The 18,011-nt window shown below is 69.8% G+C and carries 19 protein-coding genes; 9 read left to right on the top strand and 10 right to left on the bottom strand.

The features are described from left to right. Nucleotides 1-33: 33 nt before the first annotated feature. Complete coding sequence (locus TPAU_RS09485; protein WP_013126532.1) at nucleotides 34-1,323, top strand: glycosyltransferase family 87 protein; 1,290 nt, start codon at nucleotides 34-36, stop codon at nucleotides 1,321-1,323. Between the two features lie 9 nt (nucleotides 1,324-1,332). Further along, nucleotides 1,333-1,773: a peptide-methionine (R)-S-oxide reductase MsrB gene (gene msrB / locus TPAU_RS09480; RefSeq protein WP_013126531.1), complete on the top strand. Its 441-nt coding sequence runs from the start codon at nucleotides 1,333-1,335 to the stop codon at nucleotides 1,771-1,773. Between the two features lie 15 nt (nucleotides 1,774-1,788). On the opposite strand, the gene hemQ is transcribed toward msrB, so the two are convergent. Genes hemQ through hemE form a run of 3 tightly spaced genes read right to left on the bottom strand, consistent with a single transcriptional unit; the run spans nucleotide 1,789 to nucleotide 4,880 of the window. Next, nucleotides 1,789-2,490: a hydrogen peroxide-dependent heme synthase gene (gene hemQ, locus TPAU_RS09475; protein WP_041944906.1), complete on the bottom strand. Its 702-nt coding sequence runs from the start codon at nucleotides 2,488-2,490 to the stop codon at nucleotides 1,789-1,791. Between the two features lie 54 nt (nucleotides 2,491-2,544). Beyond that, nucleotides 2,545-3,810 (bottom strand): protoporphyrinogen oxidase, encoded by a 1,266-nt coding sequence (gene hemG, locus TPAU_RS09470; protein ID WP_013126529.1) that lies wholly within the window; start codon nucleotides 3,808-3,810, stop codon nucleotides 2,545-2,547. Further along, complete coding sequence (gene hemE, locus TPAU_RS09465; RefSeq protein WP_013126528.1) at nucleotides 3,807-4,880, bottom strand: uroporphyrinogen decarboxylase; 1,074 nt, start codon at nucleotides 4,878-4,880, stop codon at nucleotides 3,807-3,809. The genes hemG and hemE overlap by 4 nt, the downstream gene beginning before the upstream one ends. Before the next feature lie 189 nt (nucleotides 4,881-5,069). Between hemE and TPAU_RS09460 the strand changes: the two genes are divergently transcribed. Together TPAU_RS09460 and TPAU_RS09455 are read left to right on the top strand one after the other, a co-directional pair. Beyond that, on the top strand, nucleotides 5,070-5,597 hold the full coding sequence (locus tag TPAU_RS09460) for a DUF3000 domain-containing protein (RefSeq protein ID WP_049825973.1): 528 nt from the start codon (nucleotides 5,070-5,072) through the stop codon (nucleotides 5,595-5,597). Nucleotides 5,598-5,601: 4 nt separating this feature from the next. Beyond that, nucleotides 5,602-6,816, top strand: a complete 1,215-nt coding sequence (locus TPAU_RS09455; protein ID WP_013126526.1) for an HRDC domain-containing protein — start codon at nucleotides 5,602-5,604, stop codon at nucleotides 6,814-6,816. A gap of 4 nt (nucleotides 6,817-6,820) precedes the next feature. Here TPAU_RS09455 and dxs read toward each other — a convergent pair whose 3' ends face one another. From dxs to TPAU_RS09440, 3 genes are all read right to left on the bottom strand, one after another. Then, nucleotides 6,821-8,767: a 1-deoxy-D-xylulose-5-phosphate synthase gene (gene dxs / locus TPAU_RS09450; RefSeq protein ID WP_013126525.1), complete on the bottom strand. Its 1,947-nt coding sequence runs from the start codon at nucleotides 8,765-8,767 to the stop codon at nucleotides 6,821-6,823. A gap of 63 nt (nucleotides 8,768-8,830) precedes the next feature. Next, nucleotides 8,831-10,009, bottom strand: a complete 1,179-nt coding sequence (locus TPAU_RS09445) for a class I SAM-dependent RNA methyltransferase (RefSeq protein WP_013126524.1) — start codon at nucleotides 10,007-10,009, stop codon at nucleotides 8,831-8,833. Further along, on the bottom strand, nucleotides 9,993-10,721 hold the full coding sequence (locus tag TPAU_RS09440; RefSeq protein ID WP_147291080.1) for a DUF3159 domain-containing protein: 729 nt from the start codon (nucleotides 10,719-10,721) through the stop codon (nucleotides 9,993-9,995). Before TPAU_RS09440 ends, TPAU_RS09445 begins: the two co-directional genes overlap by 17 nt. Nucleotides 10,722-10,749: 28 nt before the next feature. Here TPAU_RS09440 and TPAU_RS22700 point away from each other — a divergent pair, with 28 nt between their 5' ends. Continuing rightward, nucleotides 10,750-11,457: a hypothetical protein gene (locus tag TPAU_RS22700; RefSeq protein ID WP_013126522.1), complete on the top strand. Its 708-nt coding sequence runs from the start codon at nucleotides 10,750-10,752 to the stop codon at nucleotides 11,455-11,457. On the opposite strand, the gene TPAU_RS09430 is transcribed toward TPAU_RS22700, so the two are convergent. Together TPAU_RS09430 and dut are read right to left on the bottom strand one after the other, a co-directional pair. After that, nucleotides 11,441-12,265: a DUF3710 domain-containing protein gene (locus TPAU_RS09430; protein WP_013126521.1), complete on the bottom strand. Its 825-nt coding sequence runs from the start codon at nucleotides 12,263-12,265 to the stop codon at nucleotides 11,441-11,443. The two genes, TPAU_RS22700 and TPAU_RS09430, sit on opposite strands and share 17 nt — an antisense overlap. Before the next feature lie 58 nt (nucleotides 12,266-12,323). Next, nucleotides 12,324-12,779, bottom strand: coding sequence for a dUTP diphosphatase (gene dut, locus TPAU_RS09425; protein ID WP_013126520.1), 456 nt, complete (start codon nucleotides 12,777-12,779; stop codon nucleotides 12,324-12,326). 23 nt (nucleotides 12,780-12,802) lie between these two features. Between dut and TPAU_RS09420 the strand changes: the two genes are divergently transcribed. Next, nucleotides 12,803-13,294, top strand: coding sequence for a DUF3093 domain-containing protein (locus tag TPAU_RS09420; protein ID WP_115329591.1), 492 nt, complete (start codon nucleotides 12,803-12,805; stop codon nucleotides 13,292-13,294). A 32-nt stretch (nucleotides 13,295-13,326) separates the two neighbouring features. Here TPAU_RS09420 and TPAU_RS09415 read toward each other — a convergent pair whose 3' ends face one another. Beyond that, nucleotides 13,327-13,626, bottom strand: a complete 300-nt coding sequence (locus tag TPAU_RS09415; RefSeq protein ID WP_013126518.1) for a DUF4193 domain-containing protein — start codon at nucleotides 13,624-13,626, stop codon at nucleotides 13,327-13,329. A 232-nt stretch (nucleotides 13,627-13,858) separates the two neighbouring features. Here TPAU_RS09415 and cei point away from each other — a divergent pair, with 232 nt between their 5' ends. Then, nucleotides 13,859-14,563 (top strand): envelope integrity protein Cei, encoded by a 705-nt coding sequence (gene cei / locus TPAU_RS09410; RefSeq protein WP_013126517.1) that lies wholly within the window; start codon nucleotides 13,859-13,861, stop codon nucleotides 14,561-14,563. Nucleotides 14,564-14,574: 11 nt separating this feature from the next. Here cei and TPAU_RS09405 read toward each other — a convergent pair whose 3' ends face one another. Further along, the gene (locus TPAU_RS09405) at nucleotides 14,575-15,438 is read right to left on the bottom strand and encodes an inositol monophosphatase family protein (RefSeq protein WP_013126516.1); all 864 of its coding nucleotides are present in this window, start codon (nucleotides 15,436-15,438) and stop codon (nucleotides 14,575-14,577) included. A gap of 112 nt (nucleotides 15,439-15,550) precedes the next feature. On the opposite strand from TPAU_RS09405, the gene ppgK reads away from it, so the two are divergent. Then, nucleotides 15,551-16,291 carry a polyphosphate--glucose phosphotransferase gene (gene ppgK / locus TPAU_RS09400; protein ID WP_013126515.1) on the top strand — a complete coding sequence of 247 codons (741 nt, stop codon included), beginning with the start codon at nucleotides 15,551-15,553 and terminating at the stop codon, nucleotides 16,289-16,291. A gap of 231 nt (nucleotides 16,292-16,522) precedes the next feature. Further along, nucleotides 16,523-17,974, top strand: coding sequence for an RNA polymerase sigma factor (locus TPAU_RS09395; protein ID WP_013126514.1), 1,452 nt, complete (start codon nucleotides 16,523-16,525; stop codon nucleotides 17,972-17,974). Nucleotides 17,975-18,011: the final 37 nt, after the last annotated feature.

Genomic DNA, 18,011 nt, shown 5'->3' with positions numbered 1-18,011 from the left:
TACGGTCTATCCGTGTCAGTAGCTCTCACGCGGATGAAGTCCGACCCTGTCCTCGTCATCAAGTGGATCCTGTGGCCGCTCGCCATCCTGACGCTGCTGCAGCGGCTGATCGTGCTGGTCCCGAATCGAGCCAAGACCGACGACTTCACCACGGTCTACACCGCGGCCGTGCGGTTCCTGCGGCACGAGCCGGTGTACGTGGAGAACTACGACACCGTCGACCCCCACTACCTCTACGCACCGTCCGGCTCGCTACTCATGGCACCCTTCGGGTACTTCGATCCGGAGACGGCCCGGAACATCTTCGTGGCGCTGAGCACGATCGCGCTGCTGGTGGCGCTGTACGTGATGCTGCGGATGTTCGGATACGGCCTCAACTCCGCCGTGGCGCCGGCCGTACTGTTCTTCGCGGTGATGACCGAGGCCGTGACCAACACCCTGGTCTACACGAATTTCAACCTGTTCCTGCTGCTCGCCGAGGTCGTGGCGATGGCGCTGCTGCTCAAGCGCAAGGACCTGTGGGCCGGCGTACCGCTCGGACTGTCGTTCGCGGTGAAACCTCTCCTCGCGGTCTTCCTGCTGTTGATCATCCTGAACCGGCAGTGGAAGGCCCTGATCACGGCGATCAGCGTGCCCGTCGTGCTGCTGGGTATCGGTTGGGCCCTCGCAGCGGATCCCGAGAGCTACATCGATCGCACCATGCCGTACCTCGGCCAGGCGCGCGACTATTACAACAGCTCGATCAGTGGCAACGCCGCCTACTTCGGGCTCCCCGATTGGCTCACGCTGCTGCTCAAGGCCGCCGTGGTGGTCATGGCACTGATCTCCGTATACCTGCTGTACCGCTACTACCGCACCAGCAACGAACTGTTGTGGTGGTCCACCTCGGCCGGCGTGCTGATGACCGCGATGTGGCTGGTGGGGTCGCTCGGGCAGGGCTACTACTCGATGCTGCTGTTCCCGATGCTGATGACAGTGGTCTTCCGCAGCTCGGTGATGACCAACTGGCCCGCGTGGCTCGCCGTGTACGGCTTCCTCAGTTACGACTTCTGGCTCTCTGGGAAATGGCTCGCGCTGGGCCGCAGCCTCGCGTATCTCAAGTGCACACTGGGCTGGACTCTGCTCATCGTGGTCACCTTCTGCGTGCTCCTCTACCGCTACCTCGACGCGCGTGCCGAGGGTCGGCTCGACCAGGGCATCGACCGGCCGCTCCCGCCCGGTGACGAACCCGGCCAGCATGAGCGGCACGAACCGGCAACCGTTGCGGCGCACACCGACACCGGTGATGACGGACCGGTGGCACCCGGCGTCGCACGCGGTTAACGTGGAGAGATGAGCACTCCGTCGGAAGCTTCCGATTCGACTCCTCGCCCCACACTGCAACTCAGCGATTCCGAATGGCGTAAGCGGCTGTCCGCGTCCGAGTATCGCGTGCTGCGCCAGGCCGGCACCGAGGCACCGTTCACCGGTGAGTACACCGATACCAAGACCACCGGCGTGTACCGCTGCCGGGCGTGCAACGCGGAACTGTTCCGCTCGGACTCGAAATTCGATTCGCATTGCGGTTGGCCGTCGTTCTTCTCCCCGCTGGCCGGTGACGCGGTCATCGAGCGGGAGGACACCTCGCTCGGCATGCGCCGGGTCGAGGTGCTGTGCGCGAACTGCGGCAGTCACCTGGGCCACGTCTTCGAGGGCGAGGGCTACGACACGCCCACCGACCTGCGCTACTGCATCAACTCGATCAGCATGCGCCTGGAGCCCGACGAGGCCTGATCTCGACCCGGGCGGCTACGGCAACGCGGCGATCAGATCGCGTACCTGCACGCGCGGCCCGGAGAAGAACGGGGTCTCCTCACGGGTGTGCCGGCGGGCATCGGTCGCGCGCAGGTCGCGCATCAGGTCGACGATGCGGTACATCTCGGGCGCCTCGAAGGCCAGCAGCCATTCGTAGTCGCCGAGCGCGAACGCGGGAACGGTGTTCGCCCGGACATCGGGATACCCCCGTGCTGCGCGGCCGTGATCGGCGAGCATCTTGCGCCGCTCCTCATCGGGCAGGAGGTACCACTCCAAGCTGCGCACGAACGGGTACACGCAGATGTTCGCGCCGGGCTCTTCTCCGGCGAGGAACGCCGGGATGTGACTCTTATTGAACTCCGCCGGGCGGTGCAGCGCCGTCGACGACCACACCGGATCGCTGGCACGGCCCAATACGGTGCTGCGGCGGAAATCGTTGTACGCGGACTGCAGATCTTCGAGCTTCTCGGCGTGCCACCAGATCATGAAGTCGGCATCGGCGCGCATACCCGACACGTTGTACACGCCGCGGACGATGAGATCGCCCTGCTGGATGCGCTCGAAGAAGGCCTCGGCCTCGGCCGCCGCCGCAGCCCGCGAGGACTCATCACCCAGCTCACCCGGATTGATCGAGAACACCGAGAACATGAGGTAGCGAACGGTCGAATTCAGCTCTGCGTAATCGAGTTTGGCCACGTCATCCATACTGCCACGCGGCTGTGGCAGGGTGGCGCCGGGGCTCGGTGCCCGCTAGGACAGTTGCTCGATGACGCTCGCCGCGGCCGCCTCCGCGCGAGCGATGCAGGCGGGAACCCCGACACCGTCGAAGTAGGCGCCGGCCAGCACCAGGCCCGCCGGGGTGGCGGCATCGATCGCGGCCAACGTGTCGCGGTGGCCCGGCAGATACACCGGGATCCCCTCGTACCAGCGCTGCACGTGCACCGCCGTCGGATCCGCGGTCACACCGAGCACGGTTGCCAGATCCTCGCGTGCCGCGGCGATCAGCCCGGCGTCGAGGTCGTCGACGATGCGGCTCACGCCGAGACGGCCGAAGGACAGCCGCACGGCACCGTCGGGCAGGTGGTCCCACTTGCGGCCGGAGAGCGTGATCGCCTTGGCGCTCACCTGTTCCCGGCTCGCGACCAGGACACCGGACAGGTCGGGCAGCGGGGTGTCATCGGGCAGCCGCAGGGTGACCAGAGCCGAACTCGCGGCGGGGATCTTGCCGACCGCGGCGGCGAGTTCCGGGTAGTAGCCCGATACCAGTCGTCCCACCTGCGGCGCAGGCACTGCGAGCACCACGGCGTCGAACATGGAACCGCGCAGGCTCCACTGCGGCCGTACTTCCGGTACCGGGGCGCCGAGCATGATCCGGTCGCCGAGACGCTCCGCGAGGGCGTCGAGCAACTGCTGGTAGCCGCCGCGGAAGGTACCGAAGACCGGGGTATCGGTGGGTTCACCGAGGGCGTCGCGGACCGCGGTGCTCAACGAGTCGGTGCCCTGATCGAGGCGGTCCGCCAGCGCGGGCAGCGCGGCACGCACCGATACGTCGTCCGCATGCGCGGCGAACACACCGGACACCATCGGGTCGACGCTGCGCTCGACGACCTCATCGCCGAACCGGGACCGCACCAGGTCGCCGATCGACGAATCGCCGCCGCGCTTCCAGCTCATCGGCAGTCGTACCTCGTCGGCATCGACGGGGACGCCCATCAGGGTGCGGCCGAAGTGACCACGCAACGCACCGTCGGAGAACAGGGCCGGACGACGGCCCGCCGGAGCGACCACCTCGTCGGCCAGTCCGAGTTCGGCGGCCAGGTCCAGGACCTCGGGCCGGCGCTGCACGAAGGCCTCGGCGCCCACATCGAGCCGGGTTCCTCCGATGGTCTCCGATCGGAGCTTGCCACCGACCCGATTCCCGGATTCGAAGACGGTGACCCGGGCCCCGGCCTGTTCCAGCCGGAGGGCGGCGACGAGCCCGGAGATGCCCGCTCCGACGACGGCGATATTGCTCATAGCGAGTGCACCAATTCGACGACGCGGGTAAGGACCTCGGGATCGGTCGACGGGAGGACGCCGTGCCCGAGATTGAAGACGTGACCGGTGGCGCCGGCTGCGACGGCGGCGTCGGCATCGGCGCACACGCGTCGCACCTGCGCTTCGACCATCTCCCACGAGGAGGCGAGTGCCGCCGGATCGAGGTTGCCTTGCAGCGCCTTTCCGGGACCGACGCGGCGTGCGGCCTCGTCGAGCGGGACGCGCCAATCGACACCGACCACATCTGCTCCGGCCTCGCCCATCGCGCCGAGCAACTCGCCGGTACCCACACCGAAGTGGAATCCGGGCAGGGCGGTGCCGGTTTCGCGGAGGGCGGCGAAGACGCGGGCCGAGTGCGGCAGCACGTACTCGCGGTAGTCGGCCAGCGATAGTGCGCCCGCCCACGAGTCGAACAGCTGGAAGGCCTGCACCCCGGCGTTCGCCTGCACGGACAGGAACGTGATCGCGATGTCCGCGAGCTGGTCGAGCAGCGCGTGCCAGGTGGTGGGATCGGTGTACATGAGCGCCTTGGTGCGCTCGTGATTGCGACTCGGCCCGCCCTCGACCAGGTAGGAGGCGAGAGTGAACGGCGCACCGGCGAAGCCGATCAGGGCGACCCCATCGGGCAACTCGGTGCGCAGCATCCGCACTGCCTCGGCCACCGGCTCCACCTGCTCCGCATCGAGCGACGGCATCGCCGCGACCGCCGCGGCATCGCGCACGGGTTGCTCGATGACCGGGCCGATGCCGCTCACGATGTCCAGGTCGATACCGGCCGCTTTGAGCGGAACCACGATGTCGGAGAACAGGATCGCGGCGTCGGTGCGGTGCCGCCGCACGGGCTGCAGCGTGATCTCGGAGACCAGCTCGGGCATGAAACAGGACTGCAGCATCCCGACGCCTTCCCGGACCTTGCGGTACTCGGGAAGCGACCGGCCGGCCTGCCGCATGAACCACACCGGGCGCCGCGCCGGAGGTTGCCCGGCGGCTGCGGCGAGCAGCGGATAGGAGGTACCGGCATCGGAGGCCGGCGCGATCTTGTCACTCATCGTCAACGATCATGTCACGCCCCGCCGTCCTCGGCGTCCGTCCCCTGCGGCGCGCCTCCCCCGAGGGCGGCACGGGAGGCGCTACCGTCACGTTTTGTGAGTCAACCAGGAGCGGGAGAGAACGGCGCCGACACCGGCACCGGACAGGTGGGAGCCGATCCGGCGCCCTTCCGGGAGGCCGTCGACTCGATGCACACCGCCACGGTTCGCCCGGAGATCGAGATCGGGACCATCCGGCCGCCGCAGCGACTCGCTCCCTACAGTTACGCGCTCGGCGCGGAGGTCCGCACCCCCGAATCCGATGTGGTGCCCGAGAACTCCGAAGGCGAGACCTTCGGCCGCCTGATCCTGCTGTACGACCCGCACGGGCACGAGGCCTGGAACGGCCTGATGCGGCTGGTCGCGTACGTCCAATCCGACGTCGATGAGACCCTCGCGGCGGACCCCTTGCTGCCCGAGGTCGCGTGGAGCTGGTTGACCGACGCGCTCGCCGACCGTGGACAGGAGGTGACCGCCCTCGGCGGCACCGTGACCTCGACGTCGTCGGTGCGCTACGGCGATATCGCGGGCCCACCGCGCGCCCACCAACTCGAACTCCGCGCGTCGTGGACGCCGCTCGACCCCGACCTTTCGGGCCACGTCGAGGCCTTCAGTTCCGTGCTGGAAATGGCCGCCGGGCTCCCGCCTGCGGGCATCACCCGCCTCGGCTCGGTCTAGGCCCGTGGCGAAGGCCGCGCAAGAACCGGTCCCCGGGATTCCGCTGACGGAGCCGGCCGAGGGCGTGCCGGAGCCACTGACCACGGTTGCCGAGTTCGCGGAATGTGCTGCGGCGCTGCGCCGCGGAACGGGGCCGATCGCACTCGACACCGAGCGAGCCTCGGGGTTCACATATTCGTCGCGGGCCTATCTGATTCAGATCAAGCGCACCGGTTCCGGGTTGTTTCTGCTCGATCCGATACACGAGCCGGAGGGCCTGGCGCCGGTGATCGAGGCGCTGCGCGGCGTCGAATGGGTACTGCACGCGGCCGACCAGGACCTGCCGTGCCTGCGCGACGACGGCTTCGTCTGCGACGCGCTCTTCGACACCGAACTCGCCGGCCGACTGCTCGGAGAGCCGCGGGTGAACCTGGCCGCGATGACCTCGGAGTTCACCGGATACGCCCTCGCCAAGGGGCACGGTGCTGCGGATTGGAGCACCCGTCCACTCCCCCACGACTGGCTCAACTACGCCGCGCTCGACGTCGAACTCCTGGTGGACCTGCGCGACGAAGCGTACGAGCGACTCGATGCCGCGGGCAAACTGCCCTGGGCCCTCGAGGAATTCGAATACGCGCGCACCCGTCCCGATCCGGCACCGAAGCCCGACCCGTGGCGCCGCCTTTCCGGACTCAGCACGCTGCGCACCCGGCGCCAACTGGGCCGGGCGCGAGAACTGTGGCTGGCCCGCGACGAGATGGCCGAGCAGCGCAATGTGGCGCCGGGACGCACCCTGCCCGATGCGGCGATCGTCAACGCCGCCGCGAAGAACCCGACCACCGAAGCCGAACTCACCGCTCTCCCCGTGTTCGGTGGACCGCGCATGCGCCGCTCGGCCACGCGGTGGATGGGCGCGATCAATCGGGCCAACGCGCTGCCCGATTCCGCACTGCCGCCGTTGCACGGCCCCCGGAACGGGGTGCCCGCGAACAACCGGTGGTCGAAGTCGAACCCCGAGGCGGCGGAACGCCTGGCCCGGGTCCGGGCGGCGCTGTCGGAGATCTCCGAAGAAGTGCAGGTGCCGGTGGAGAACCTGTTGCCGCCCGACGCCGTCCGGCAGTTGTGCTGGGACGACACAGCGCATGGCCGGGACCAGGTGGACGCGGCCCTGGCCGCATCGGGTGCCCGGTCCTGGCAGCGAGATCTGACCGCGCGCGCCGTCGCCGACGCCCTCGGCTGATCCGCTAACTGCGCACCTTTCCGGCGGGTGCGGACGCCGGGGCGACCCCGTTCGACGTCTCGTGCAGGGCCGTCGGCGTGCACGCGGTGACCCAGCCGGTGATCCGGAAGGCGATCTCCGACGGGGTGAGCCCGAGGTCCTTGAGTAGCTCACCGCGCGAGCCGTGATCGAGGAACTGCTGCTCGATACCGAGCACTCTGGTGGGGACGTCGACGTCGGCGCGTTGGAGCGCGGCCGTGACCGCGGCGCCGACGCCGCCGGCCACTCCGCTGTCCTCGAGCGTCACCACGAGCTGATGCGACCGAGCGAGGTCGACCACCGATCCGGGGACCGGCAGCACCCATCGCGGGTCCACCACGGTGGCGGCGATGCCCTGATCCCGGAGCCGGGTGGCTACCTCGACCGCGGTATGCGCGAAGGCACCCACGGCCACGAGGAGGACATCGGCCGGACCGTCGCCGACGAGCACGTCCACACCGTCGTCGAGTCGGCGCACCGCATCGAGATCGGCCGGTACCGCGCCCTTGCCGTACCGGATCAGGGTGGGGGCGTCGTCGACGGCGAGGGCCTCGGCGAACTCCTCACGGAGGCGGGCGCCGTCACGGGGGACCGCCGCCCGCAGGCCCGGCACGATCGCGGCGAGCGAGAGATCCCACATACCGTGGTGGCTCGCACCGTCGGGCCCGGTGACGCCCGACCGGTCGAGCACCAGCGTGACGCCCTGTTTGAGCAGCGCGACGTCCATGAGCAACTGGTCGAAGGCGCGGTTGAGGAAGGTCGAGTAGAGAGCGACCACCGGATGGATGCCGCCCAGCGCGAGTCCCGCGGCTGAGGTCAATGCGTGCTGTTCGGCGATGCCCACGTCGAACATGCGGTCCGGGAACTTGCGTCCGAAGTCGGCAACGCCGGTGGGTTCGGCCATCGCGCCGGTGATGGCGACGATATCGGAGCGGCGTTCGCCGTGGTTGATCAGTTCCTCGGAGAAGATCGATGTCCAGTCGGCGCCGCCGCCCCCGCCGCCGACCGGCAGACCGGTGACGGGATCGATCACGGGGATGCCGTGCATCTGATCTGCCTCGTCGTTCTCGGCATGCTCGTAACCGTTGCCCTTGCGGGTGATCACGTGCACCACCACGGGACCGCCGAAGTCCCGGGCCCGGCGCAGTGCGTCCTCGACCGCTTCCTCGTCGTGGCCGTCGATGGGGCCGACGTACTTCAGGCCGAGGTCACCGAACAGTGCCTGCGGGCTCAGCATGTCTTTGATGCCGGCCTTCATACCGTGCAGCACGGAGTACAGGGGCTCGCCGACCACGGGCGTGCCACGCAGCCGCTGACGGGCCTCGCCCAGCAACTTCTCGTACTCGGGCTGGGTGCGCAGACCGGAGAGGTGGGTGGCGAGGCCACCGATGGTGGGCGCGTAGGAGCGGCCGTTGTCGTTGACCACCACCACGACCGGGCGCTGCGAGGCAGCGATGTTGTTGAGCGCCTCCCAGCACATGCCGCCGGTGAGGGCGCCGTCCCCGACGACCGCCACGACGGTGCGCTGCTCGCCCTTGAGCTCGAAGGCCTTGGCGAGGCCGTCGGCGTAACTGAGTGACGCCGAGGCGTGCGAGGACTCGACCCAGTCGTGCTCGGACTCGCTACGGCACGGGTAGCCGGAGAGACCTCCGGCCTGGCGCAGGGTGTCGAATTGGTCGTGGCGCCCGGTGACGATCTTGTGCACGTACGCCTGGTGGCCCGTGTCGAAGATCACCGGGTCGACCGGCGAGGAGAAGACGCGGTGGATGGCCAGGGTGAGTTCGACGACGCCGAGGTTCGGACCGAGGTGGCCGCCGGTCGCGGAGACCTTCTCGATGAGGAAGGCACGGATCTCCGACGCCAATTGCGACAGCTGTGCCTGGTCCAGGCGACGCAGGTCCCGCGGGGACTCGATGGTGCTGAGCAGATTCATACCGCCGTACCGCTCCTTCCGATATCCCTCGTGTTTACACCGCACGCAAACGCTCCCGCCAGTTTACGGCGCTCCTGCGGGCATGAGCACCGCGAGGCACTCGAGATGATGCGTACCAGGGAAGGCGTCCAGCGCCACGACCTCGCGCACCGCGAAGCCGGCGTCGCGGAACAACGCCAGGTCGCGTGCGAACGCGGCCGGGTCGCAGCCGACGTGGATCACGGCGGCGGGACCGGCGGCGGCCACCACCGCGACGACGGCTTTCCCGGCACCGGACCGCGGTGGGTCCAGCACCACCACGCGGGGCGCACGCAGCCGCCCGACGGTGCGCGCCACATCGCCGCGATGGAACCGCACGGCGGAGGGGTCGAGGCTCGCGCGGCCCGCCGCGACCGCATCCGAGGAGGTCTCCACGACGTCGACGCGCAGGCCCAGGCGGGCGAGGACCGCCGCGAACACACCGGCACCGCCGTACAGGTCCCACGCCCGGTCGCCGGGCTCGACGGTGCCCTCGGCGGTCAGGCCGGCGGCCCAGCGTCCGACCAGTTCGCTGTAGCGGGTGGCAGCGTCCCGGTGGGCCTGCCAGAACCCTCCCGCGGGCAGCCGCCACGCGGTGTCCCCGACGCGGTAATCGGCGACACCGGTGCCGTCGAGCACCGTGGAGCCGACGGCGTGCCGCGCACCGTCGTCATCGAGGACCACGGCGACCTCGTCGCCGGGCGCCGGACTGAGGCCATAGGTGAATCCGGCGGGGAGCTGAGCACAGCCGGCGGCGGGAACCAGATCGTGACTGCGGGCGCCCCGCCAGCCGAGGGTGCCGTCGGCATCGGCGTGCAGTCGGGCCCGGTGCCGCCAGCCGGTGGTGACCGCCGGGGTGATCTCGTCGACGTGCGGTGCGAGTTCTCCGGGGGCGAAGCGGCCGAAGCGAACGAGGAGGTCGGCGAGCACATCGGACTTCCAGATGCGCTGGTAGTCCGGTGTCGCGATGGTGAGATCACAGCAGCCGGCACCCGCGGCGGCGGCCGGACACGCCTGCGGAACACGGGACTCGGACGGGGCCAGCACATCGACGGTACTGGCACGCGCGTACGACTTCTTCACATCGGTGACCCGGGCGCGCACCGTCTCCCCCGGCAGCGCGCCGCGAACGAAGACCGCCTGACCATCGTGCCGCGCGACCGCGATACCGCCGTGGCCGGGCGAGCGCGGGGTCAGCTCGACGAGGTCATTCGTCGTCAGCATGCGTGAGTTTCCGGGCCACGAGGAAGGTGATCAGCAGTCCGGCGGCGAACATCGGCCAGCCCATGGCGATCCGGGCCACGCCGAGCCAGTTCACGTCGTCGCCCAGGTACAGCGCGAGCTGCACCACGAAGCGGACGGTGAACATGGCGAACCACATCACGGTGAGCCAGACGAAGCCGCGGTACTGGCGGCGGTCGGCCCGCCAATCGTGCCCGTCGTCGACCGCCTGCTTCGACCGCTCGTCGAACAGGTGCCACAGCACCCCGACCAGCGGCCACCGCACGATGATCGAGATCGCGAACACCACGGCGAGCACGGCTTGCATCACGATGCCGTAGAGGTAGTAGCCCTTACCGTTACCGCCGACGATCAGGGCGATGACCACGCACACCGCCACGCCGAAGAATCCGGAGATCGCGGGCTGGATCGAGGTCCGAGTGGCGAGCCGGATGACCATGACGATCGCGGCCACGACGAGCGCGGTGATCACGCCGCCCTTCAGGCCCCAGACGGCATTGGCCGGGACGAACGCAGCGACCGGGAGCGCCGAATACACCAGGCCCTGCCAACCGCCCATCTGATCGAGCACCTGGTCCCGGATCGACGGCTCGGCCGCGTCCGCTCCGGACACGACCGGTTCGGCGTCGCCCCGAGCGCCCCCACTCGTCCCGATCGCGGGGTCTCCTGCGTCTCGTCCAGCGCCATCCGTCACCACGTCAGCGTACTGGCATCATCACCGCATGCCGTCCTTCGCGCACACCACCGCCGTTCTGTTGCCCGGATCGGGTTCCGACGCCGACTTCGTCGAGCGCGCGTTCGCACCGCTGACGGCGCTGTGTCCGCGGACCGTCGCGGTCGAGGCGACGCCGCCGTCGGTGGTCGGCGGGTACCGCGCCGCCCTCGACGAGGCGGCGGCCCGGGGACCGGTCCTGGCCTGCGGAGTCTCGCTGGGGTCCGCGGCCGCGGCCCGGTGGGCGCTCGATCGTCCGGACGCCGAGGTCACGCTGGTGCTGACGCTCCCGCCGTGGTCCGGGCTCGCGGATGCGCGGGCACCGGCGGCGCTATCGGCGCGGGTCACCGCGGAGACGGTCGACGAGTTGGGCGCGGCGGAGGCCATCGCCCGGATGCAAGCGGGTAGCCCGCCGTGGCTGGCACGGGAACTGACCCGGTCCTGGGCGGCGCACGGCGACTTCCTGGCGCCCGCGTTGCGGGAGGCGGCGGGTTACCGCGCACCGACCGAGGAGGACCTGGCCGGCCTGCGGGCGCCGGCCGTGATCGTCGGCGCGGAGGGCGATCTCATCCATCCCGTCGCGGTCGCGGTCGCGTGGGCCGCCGCGATCGACGGTGCCGCGGTCGAGATCGTCGACCTCGCCGACCTCGGGCCCGACCCGGCCACGCTGGGCCGGGCCGCGCTCCGGGGCCTGAGGGCGTTCAGTCCTGGTGCTTGAGGCGCGAGAGCGCGGAACCGCGGGTGAGGCGGTCCTGGTTGCTCTGCCGCAGCGCCTCCGGGCCCTCGGCGGCGGCACGCTGCGCGACCTGCTGCGCGATCGATGCCGCGGCCTGCTCCTGCTGCTGCGCCTGTTGCGCCATCGCCTGCTGCAGCTGGGCGACGAGCTCGCTGGGCAGCTCGATCTCGAGGTGATCGCGCGCGGGACGCGGGTCGGTGCCGCGACGCACCACGGTCTCCGCGAGCATGGCGCGTGCCAGCTGCGCCGCCTGCTCTGCGGCCTCGGCGGGGGCGGCGACGACGAACCTGATCATCCATCGCGGACCGTCGACGCCGATGAACCGGAGTACACCGTCGGGCTGGATACCGACCACCTCGCGGCCCCAGTGACCGTCCTCGATGGTGACCTGGGCGCCGTTCTCGCGCAGTGAGTCCGCGAGCTCGGTGACCACCTCGCGCCACTGGCCGCCGGTCTTGGGGGCGGCGAAGACGCCGGGCGTGATCCGGCCGGCCGGGGTGTCGAGGTGGACACCGACGGGCTGGCCCTCGGGGCTCATCTCGACCTGGAGCTGCGCCTCCGGCGGCATCGCCAGAACGAGGGAGCCGAGGTCGAGCCGGCCGTCCTCAAGCCCCTCGATGTCCTCGAGCAGCGCGAGGTCGTACGGGCCCTCGCCGGAGCCGAGGGTCTGCGCCGCCTCATCAGGCGCGGGCGTCGGAATCGCGTGATGCTCGGGCTGTCCGATCGAGGCGTACGGATCGACGCCGGCGTCGCTGCGCTGCTTGCCGGACTTGCGGCGGCCGAGGGCCATGGGGCGGTGCTCCTTGGTTCGAAGGGGACGACGTGTGTTCAGCCTAGAAGGCGCGGCGCTACTGGTCGAGGCTGGCGTGCCCACCCGACGAGCCGTAGCCGCCGGTGCCGCGGACGGTCTCGTCGAGGAAGCCGACCTCGACGAAATCGGGAAGTTCCACCTGCTGCACGAGCAGTTGCGCGATCCGGTCGCCCCGCGTGATCTCCACGGCCCGGTCCCGATCGGTGTTGAGCAAGCACACCTTCACTTCGCCGCGGTAGCCCGCGTCGATGGTGCCCGGGGTGTTCACGATGGTCAGGCCGTGCTTGGCGGCGAGCCCGGAGCGCGGGTGGATCAAGCCGACGGTGCCGTGCGGCAGGGCGAGAGCGATGCCCGTGGGCACCATCGCGCGGGTGCCGGGTTCGATCCGGATGTCGACCGTCGAGTACAGATCCACGCCCGCGTCGCCGGGGTGCGCACGCTTGGGAAGAGGTAGGCCCTCGTCCAGCCGAAGTAGGGGTATCTGGGTCACCATGGCTTGCAGACTACGCTGGCGGTGTGGCGCAGGATCCAGCAGTGAACACCCCCGGCACGAGCACCGGCTACTTCGAGCGACTCACCGTCCCCTGGTACTGGTGGCTGTTCGCTGCGGGGGTAGCGGCGCTGATCTGCTACGAGATCAACCTCGCGGCGCGGGGTGCATCGTGGATGTACGCACTGTTCCCGGTGGTCTTCCTGCTCGCGGCGGCGATCCTGTGGTCGATGAGCCGGGCGTCGGTGGGAGTGCGCGACGGTGAGCTGTGGGCGGGGAACGCCCATCTGCCGCTGGATGTGATCTCGCGGGCGGCGGCGGTCCCCGCGGAGGCGAAGAGCGCGGCCTTGGGGCGGCAGCTCGATCCTGCGGCTTTCGTGTATCACCGGGGCTGGATCAAAACCCTGGTGGCGGTGGTGCTGGACGATCCGGACGACCCGACCCCGTACTGGTTGGTGTCGACGCGGCATCCGGAGAGGTTGCTCGCCTGCATTCCCGCCGCGACCACGCTCGACTGAGCGGAGCGGGTCGCCGCGGGTGAGCTACGCCGTCAGGCGCAGTCGATGCAGATCAACTCGCTGCCGTTCGGATCGGCGAGTCGGCTGCGGTGGTACACGAGGAAACAACTCGTGCACGTGAACTCGTCCGCCTGCTTCGGGACCACGCGAACGCTGAGTTCCTCGCCGGAGAGGTCCGCGCCGGGGAGCTCGAACGACTCGGCGGTCTCGCCCTCGTCGACGTCGACGGTGCCCGACTGTGCCTCGTTGCGGCGCGCCTTGAGTTCCTCGAGCGAATCCTCCGAGATCTCATCGGCCTCGGAGCGACGTGGCGCATCGTAATCAGTTGCCATACCTTGTAATCCCCATCCTTGCTCAGCCCGCCACGCCGGGGTCACCGTTGTGGACGGGCCCGTTGTCCCGCACCGAGCGGCCCAGAGTATAGCGCACGGAAAGACCGATGTCACGCCTTATGCGTCCGCAACCCTGCTTCTTCCGCTCGCGCCCTGTAACGCGCGGTCCCGGCGATTGATTCCCGGCCTCGCCTCCCCACTCGGACGGGGTCGCTCCCGTACAGTCGGGGCCGTGGTTTCCCAGCTCACCGGCGCCGGCCGCCGATTCGACCGCAAGGGCGAGCCGTTCCGGCGCAGGAGCGCGCTACCCCTCCTCATCGTGATCGCGGTGCTCGCCGTCGTCGCCATCGGCACGTGGGCGCGAGCGTTGTCCTCCGAGGAGACCACCGCGGCCCCGGTCTCGTGCCCGGCACCCGCACCCGCGGCGGCCCCCTCCTCCGGAAAACCCGCCACCAGCTCAGCGGCTCCGGTTCCGGCTCGGTTCGAGGTGGTCTCCCCCGACGACATGATCAGTGTGCGGCCCGCCCCGCTCGCGGCGACCGTGGTGCGGGTCCTCAACGCCTCGGGCCAGTCGGGCCGGGCCGAGACCACGCTCAACAAGCTCACCGATTACGGCTTCGCCGCGCCCCCGACGGGCGCGTACGGCAACGACAGCTTGTACAAGCAGATGGATTGCCAGGCGCAGTTGAGGTTCGGCGACGCCGGTCGTGCGGCCGCGGCGGCCGCTTGGGTGATCGCGCCCTGTGCCGAGCTGGTCAACGACGGCCGCCGGGACGCCACCGTCGATCTGTCATTGGGCACCTTCTTCACCGACCTCGAACCCAGCACCGACGCGCAGGAGGTCCTGCGCATCCTGCGGGCAGCACCCGCGGGAGCGACCGACGGCGGAGCGAACCCGGCGCTGGTGGCCGCCGTCCATCAGAACGCGTGTAACTGACCGGCCGACCGCTACAGGTTCTCGAGCCCGCCGGCCGCGCGGAGGATCTCGATCAACTGCTCCGCGATCCCCGGGGCAGCGGCCAGAGTGAGCGCGCCCTGATCGCTGGTCGAATCGGGCGCCGGGACGATCACGGTGGCGCCCGCCTCGGCGGCGATCAGGGACCCGGCGGCCCAGTCCCAGGGGCTCAGACCGTGCTCGAAGTGCGCGTCGGCGCGACCGGCGGCGACCATGCACAGGTCGAGCGCTGCGGAACCGATACGCCGCACGTCGCGAACCTGCGGGAGCACGGCGGCGAGCACCCTGCCCTGGCGCTCACGGCGCTCGCGGGCGTACCCGAAGCCAGTGGCCACCAGTGCGAGCGCGGGGTCGACGATCGGGTTGGCGCGCAACGTGCGCTCGGTGCCATCCGCGAGGATCTCGCGGGCGCCGGCGCCGAGAGCTGCGGCGTAGACGCTGCCCTGCACCACGTCTGCGACCGCGCCGGCCACGGAAACCCCGTCGATCTGCGCGCCGAGTGAAACGGCGTACGCCGGGACGCCGTACAGGAAGTTGACGGTGCCGTCGATCGGATCGACGATCCAGCGGACCGTGCCGGGTTCGCCGGACCGGCCACCGAGTTCCTCCCCGAGCACGGTGTCGTCGGGTCGCACCTGCGCGAGCCGCTCGCGGATGAAGTGCTCGGTTTCGGTATCGACCACGGTGACCGGGTCGGTCGGCGTCGACTTGGTGCTCACCGCCTCCTCGGGGTCCGCCTCGAATGCGTTGGCCCCGAATACTTCCGCCCGGCGGCGGACGACGCGTTGGGCGGCCTCACGGACAACGGCGACGGCGATCTCGGACAACTGCTGCCGGTCATGCTCCACGTCCTCCACCGAACCACAATCCACGGTAGTTTGACACCTCGAGGGCGCCCGGGATTCGGATCGACGGGCGCTCCCGCACGAGCAGAGGCGATCCGACGAGGCCGGTACGGCGGGAGTGAGCATGGCGGATAATCACGGTTTCGGCGTCGACATCGGCGGCAGCGGCATCAAGGGCGGCGTGGTCGATATGGACACCGGCGAACTGGTCGGTGAGCGGTACAAGGTGCTCACACCGCAGCCATCGACGCCGCAGGCCTGCGCGGAGGCGGTGCGAGAGGTGGTCGACAACTTCGGTTGGCAGGGCCCCATCGGGGTGACGGTGCCCGCCGTGGTCACCGGTGGCGTGGTCCGGACCGCCGCGAACATCGACCCGAGCTGGATCGGTACGGATGCCGACGCGCTGTTCACCGCGACGTTGGGCCGCGACGTCACCGTCCTCAATGACGCCGATGCCGCCGGCTTGGCCGAGGACCGATACGGGGCGGGCCGCGATATGGAAGGCGTGGTGCTGCTTCTCACATTGGGCACCGGCATCGGCTCGGCACTCCTGCACAAGGGAACGCTCGTCCCGAACACCGAGTTCGGGCACCTGCAGGTCGACGGCAAAGAGGCCGAGCACCGCGCGGCGAGTTCGATCAAGGATGCCAAGGGCTGGTCGTACGAGAAGTGGGCGGAGCAGGTCTCCCGCGTCTTCCGTGAGTACGAGAAGCTGCTGTGGCCTGACCTGATCGTGGTGGGCGGCGGCATCAGCCGCAAGGCCGAGAAGTGGATCCCCATGCTGGACGTCGCGACGCCGGTTGTTCCCGCGGCACTACTGAACACGGCGGGGATCGTCGGCGCGGCGATGGCCTGCGGGGGCTGAACACCCGCTCCGATGGCACCGATTCGGACGCGTGAGGCGCAGGTGATCGCAGGCGTCGCCACCGAATCGTTACAATGGAACTCCCGGCATCGATACGCCGGACCAGAAGCCGGACCTCATCGCTCCCCGGACGCCTCAGCCGCCACTGCACCCGCACCGTCGGGACCGGCGGTTTCGCCGCGCCCGACGAGCGTTCGCCGGTGGACGAACGGACAGCAGGAAAGGGCGTAAGTGGCAGCGACGCAGACCAGCTCCAGCGCGCAGTCGGCAGACGGCGCGGACGGTTCGGCCACCTCGGCGGAGACCCCCGCCAAGAAGACCACCGCCAAGAAGGCACCAGCGAAGAAGGCGGCGGCCAAGAAGGCTCCCGCCAAGGCCGCGGCGAAGAAGGCTCCCGCCAAGGCCGCGGCGAAGAAGGCTCCCGCTAAGAAGGCTCCGGCCAAGCGCACGGCGAAGAAGGCCGCGGGCAAGAAGGACGCCTCGGCGGCGAACCCCGAGGACGGCGCGATCGAGGAGGAGGACGTCGAGCTCGACGGCGATCCCGATCCCACCGAGCTCTCCGACGAGGACGTCACGATCGACTCCGACGACACCGCGGACGATGTCTCGGATTCGAAGGCCAAGAGCGCCGTCACCAAGCCCGCCCCCGCGGACGCCGAGGACGACGAGCCCTCCGAACAGGACAAGGCCTCGGGCGATTTCGTCTGGGACGAGGAGGAGTCGGAGGCGTTGCGGCAGGCCCGCAAGGACGCCGAGCTGACCGCCTCGGCCGACTCTGTGCGCGCGTACCTCAAGCAGATCGGTAAGGTCGCGCTGCTCAACGCCGAGGAGGAGGTCGAGCTCGCCAAGCGGATCGAGGCCGGCCTGTTCGCCGAGCAGATGATCAACCGCTGGGTCGAGCGCGGCGAGAAGCCGGCGATCGGCATCCGGCGCGATATGAACTGGATCGCCCGCGACGGCAACCGGGCCAAGAACCACCTGCTCGAGGCCAACCTCCGGCTCGTGGTCTCGCTGGCCAAGCGCTACACCGGCCGCGGCATGGCCTTCCTGGACCTGATCCAGGAGGGCAACCTGGGCCTGATCCGCGCGGTGGAGAAGTTCGACTACACCAAGGGCTACAAGTTCTCGACGTACGCCACCTGGTGGATCCGGCAGGCGATCACCCGCGCGATGGCCGACCAGGCCCGCACCATCCGCATCCCGGTGCACATGGTTGAGGTCATCAACAAGCTCGGCCGCATCCAGCGCGAGTTGCTCCAGGACCTGGGCCGCGAGCCCACGCCGGAGGAACTGGCCAAGGAGATGGACATCACGCCCGAGAAGGTGCTGGAGATCCAGCAGTACGCGCGTGAGCCGATCTCGCTGGATCAGACGATCGGCGACGAGGGTGACAGCCAGCTCGGCGACTTCATCGAGGACTCCGAGGCCGTGGTGGCCGTCGATGCGGTGTCGTTCACCCTGCTGCAGGACCAGCTCCAGTCCGTTCTCGACACGCTGTCCGAGCGCGAGGCCGGTGTCGTCCGCCTGCGGTTCGGTCTCACCGACGGTCAGCCGCGCACGCTGGACGAGATCGGCCAGGTCTACGGCGTGACGCGCGAGCGGATCCGCCAGATCGAGTCGAAGACGATGAGCAAGCTGCGGCATCCGTCACGCTCGCAGGTCCTGCGCGACTACCTGGACTAGAGACGTCGCGAGACGGCCCGGCGGATTTCCGCCGGGC

It is taken from the genome of Tsukamurella paurometabola DSM 20162 (genome assembly GCF_000092225.1).
Classification (GTDB): Bacteria; Actinomycetota; Actinomycetes; order Mycobacteriales; family Mycobacteriaceae; genus Tsukamurella; species Tsukamurella paurometabola.
This window is presented reverse-complemented; position numbering and strand designations above follow the sequence as displayed.

Excerpts from the sequence above, each read along its gene's own strand:
- TPAU_RS09485 (WP_013126532.1), top strand. The coding sequence starts at position 34 with ATGAAGTCCGACCCTGTCCTCGTCATCAAGTGGATCCTGTGGCCGCTC.
- msrB (WP_013126531.1), top strand. The coding sequence starts at position 1,333 with ATGAGCACTCCGTCGGAAGCTTCCGATTCGACTCCTCGCCCCACACTG.
- hemG (WP_013126529.1), bottom strand. The coding sequence starts at position 3,810 with ATGAGCAATATCGCCGTCGTCGGAGCGGGCATCTCCGGGCTCGTCGCC.
- hemE (WP_013126528.1), bottom strand. The coding sequence starts at position 4,880 with ATGAGTGACAAGATCGCGCCGGCCTCCGATGCCGGTACCTCCTATCCG.
- TPAU_RS09460 (WP_049825973.1), top strand. The coding sequence starts at position 5,070 with ATGCACACCGCCACGGTTCGCCCGGAGATCGAGATCGGGACCATCCGG.
- dxs (WP_013126525.1), bottom strand. The coding sequence starts at position 8,767 with ATGAATCTGCTCAGCACCATCGAGTCCCCGCGGGACCTGCGTCGCCTG.
- TPAU_RS09445 (WP_013126524.1), bottom strand. The coding sequence starts at position 10,009 with ATGCTGACGACGAATGACCTCGTCGAGCTGACCCCGCGCTCGCCCGGC.
- TPAU_RS22700 (WP_013126522.1), top strand. The coding sequence starts at position 10,750 with ATGCCGTCCTTCGCGCACACCACCGCCGTTCTGTTGCCCGGATCGGGT.
- TPAU_RS09430 (WP_013126521.1), bottom strand. The coding sequence starts at position 12,265 with ATGGCCCTCGGCCGCCGCAAGTCCGGCAAGCAGCGCAGCGACGCCGGC.
- dut (WP_013126520.1), bottom strand. The coding sequence starts at position 12,779 with ATGGTGACCCAGATACCCCTACTTCGGCTGGACGAGGGCCTACCTCTT.
- TPAU_RS09415 (WP_013126518.1), bottom strand. The coding sequence starts at position 13,626 with ATGGCAACTGATTACGATGCGCCACGTCGCTCCGAGGCCGATGAGATC.
- ppgK (WP_013126515.1), top strand. The coding sequence starts at position 15,551 with ATGGCGGATAATCACGGTTTCGGCGTCGACATCGGCGGCAGCGGCATC.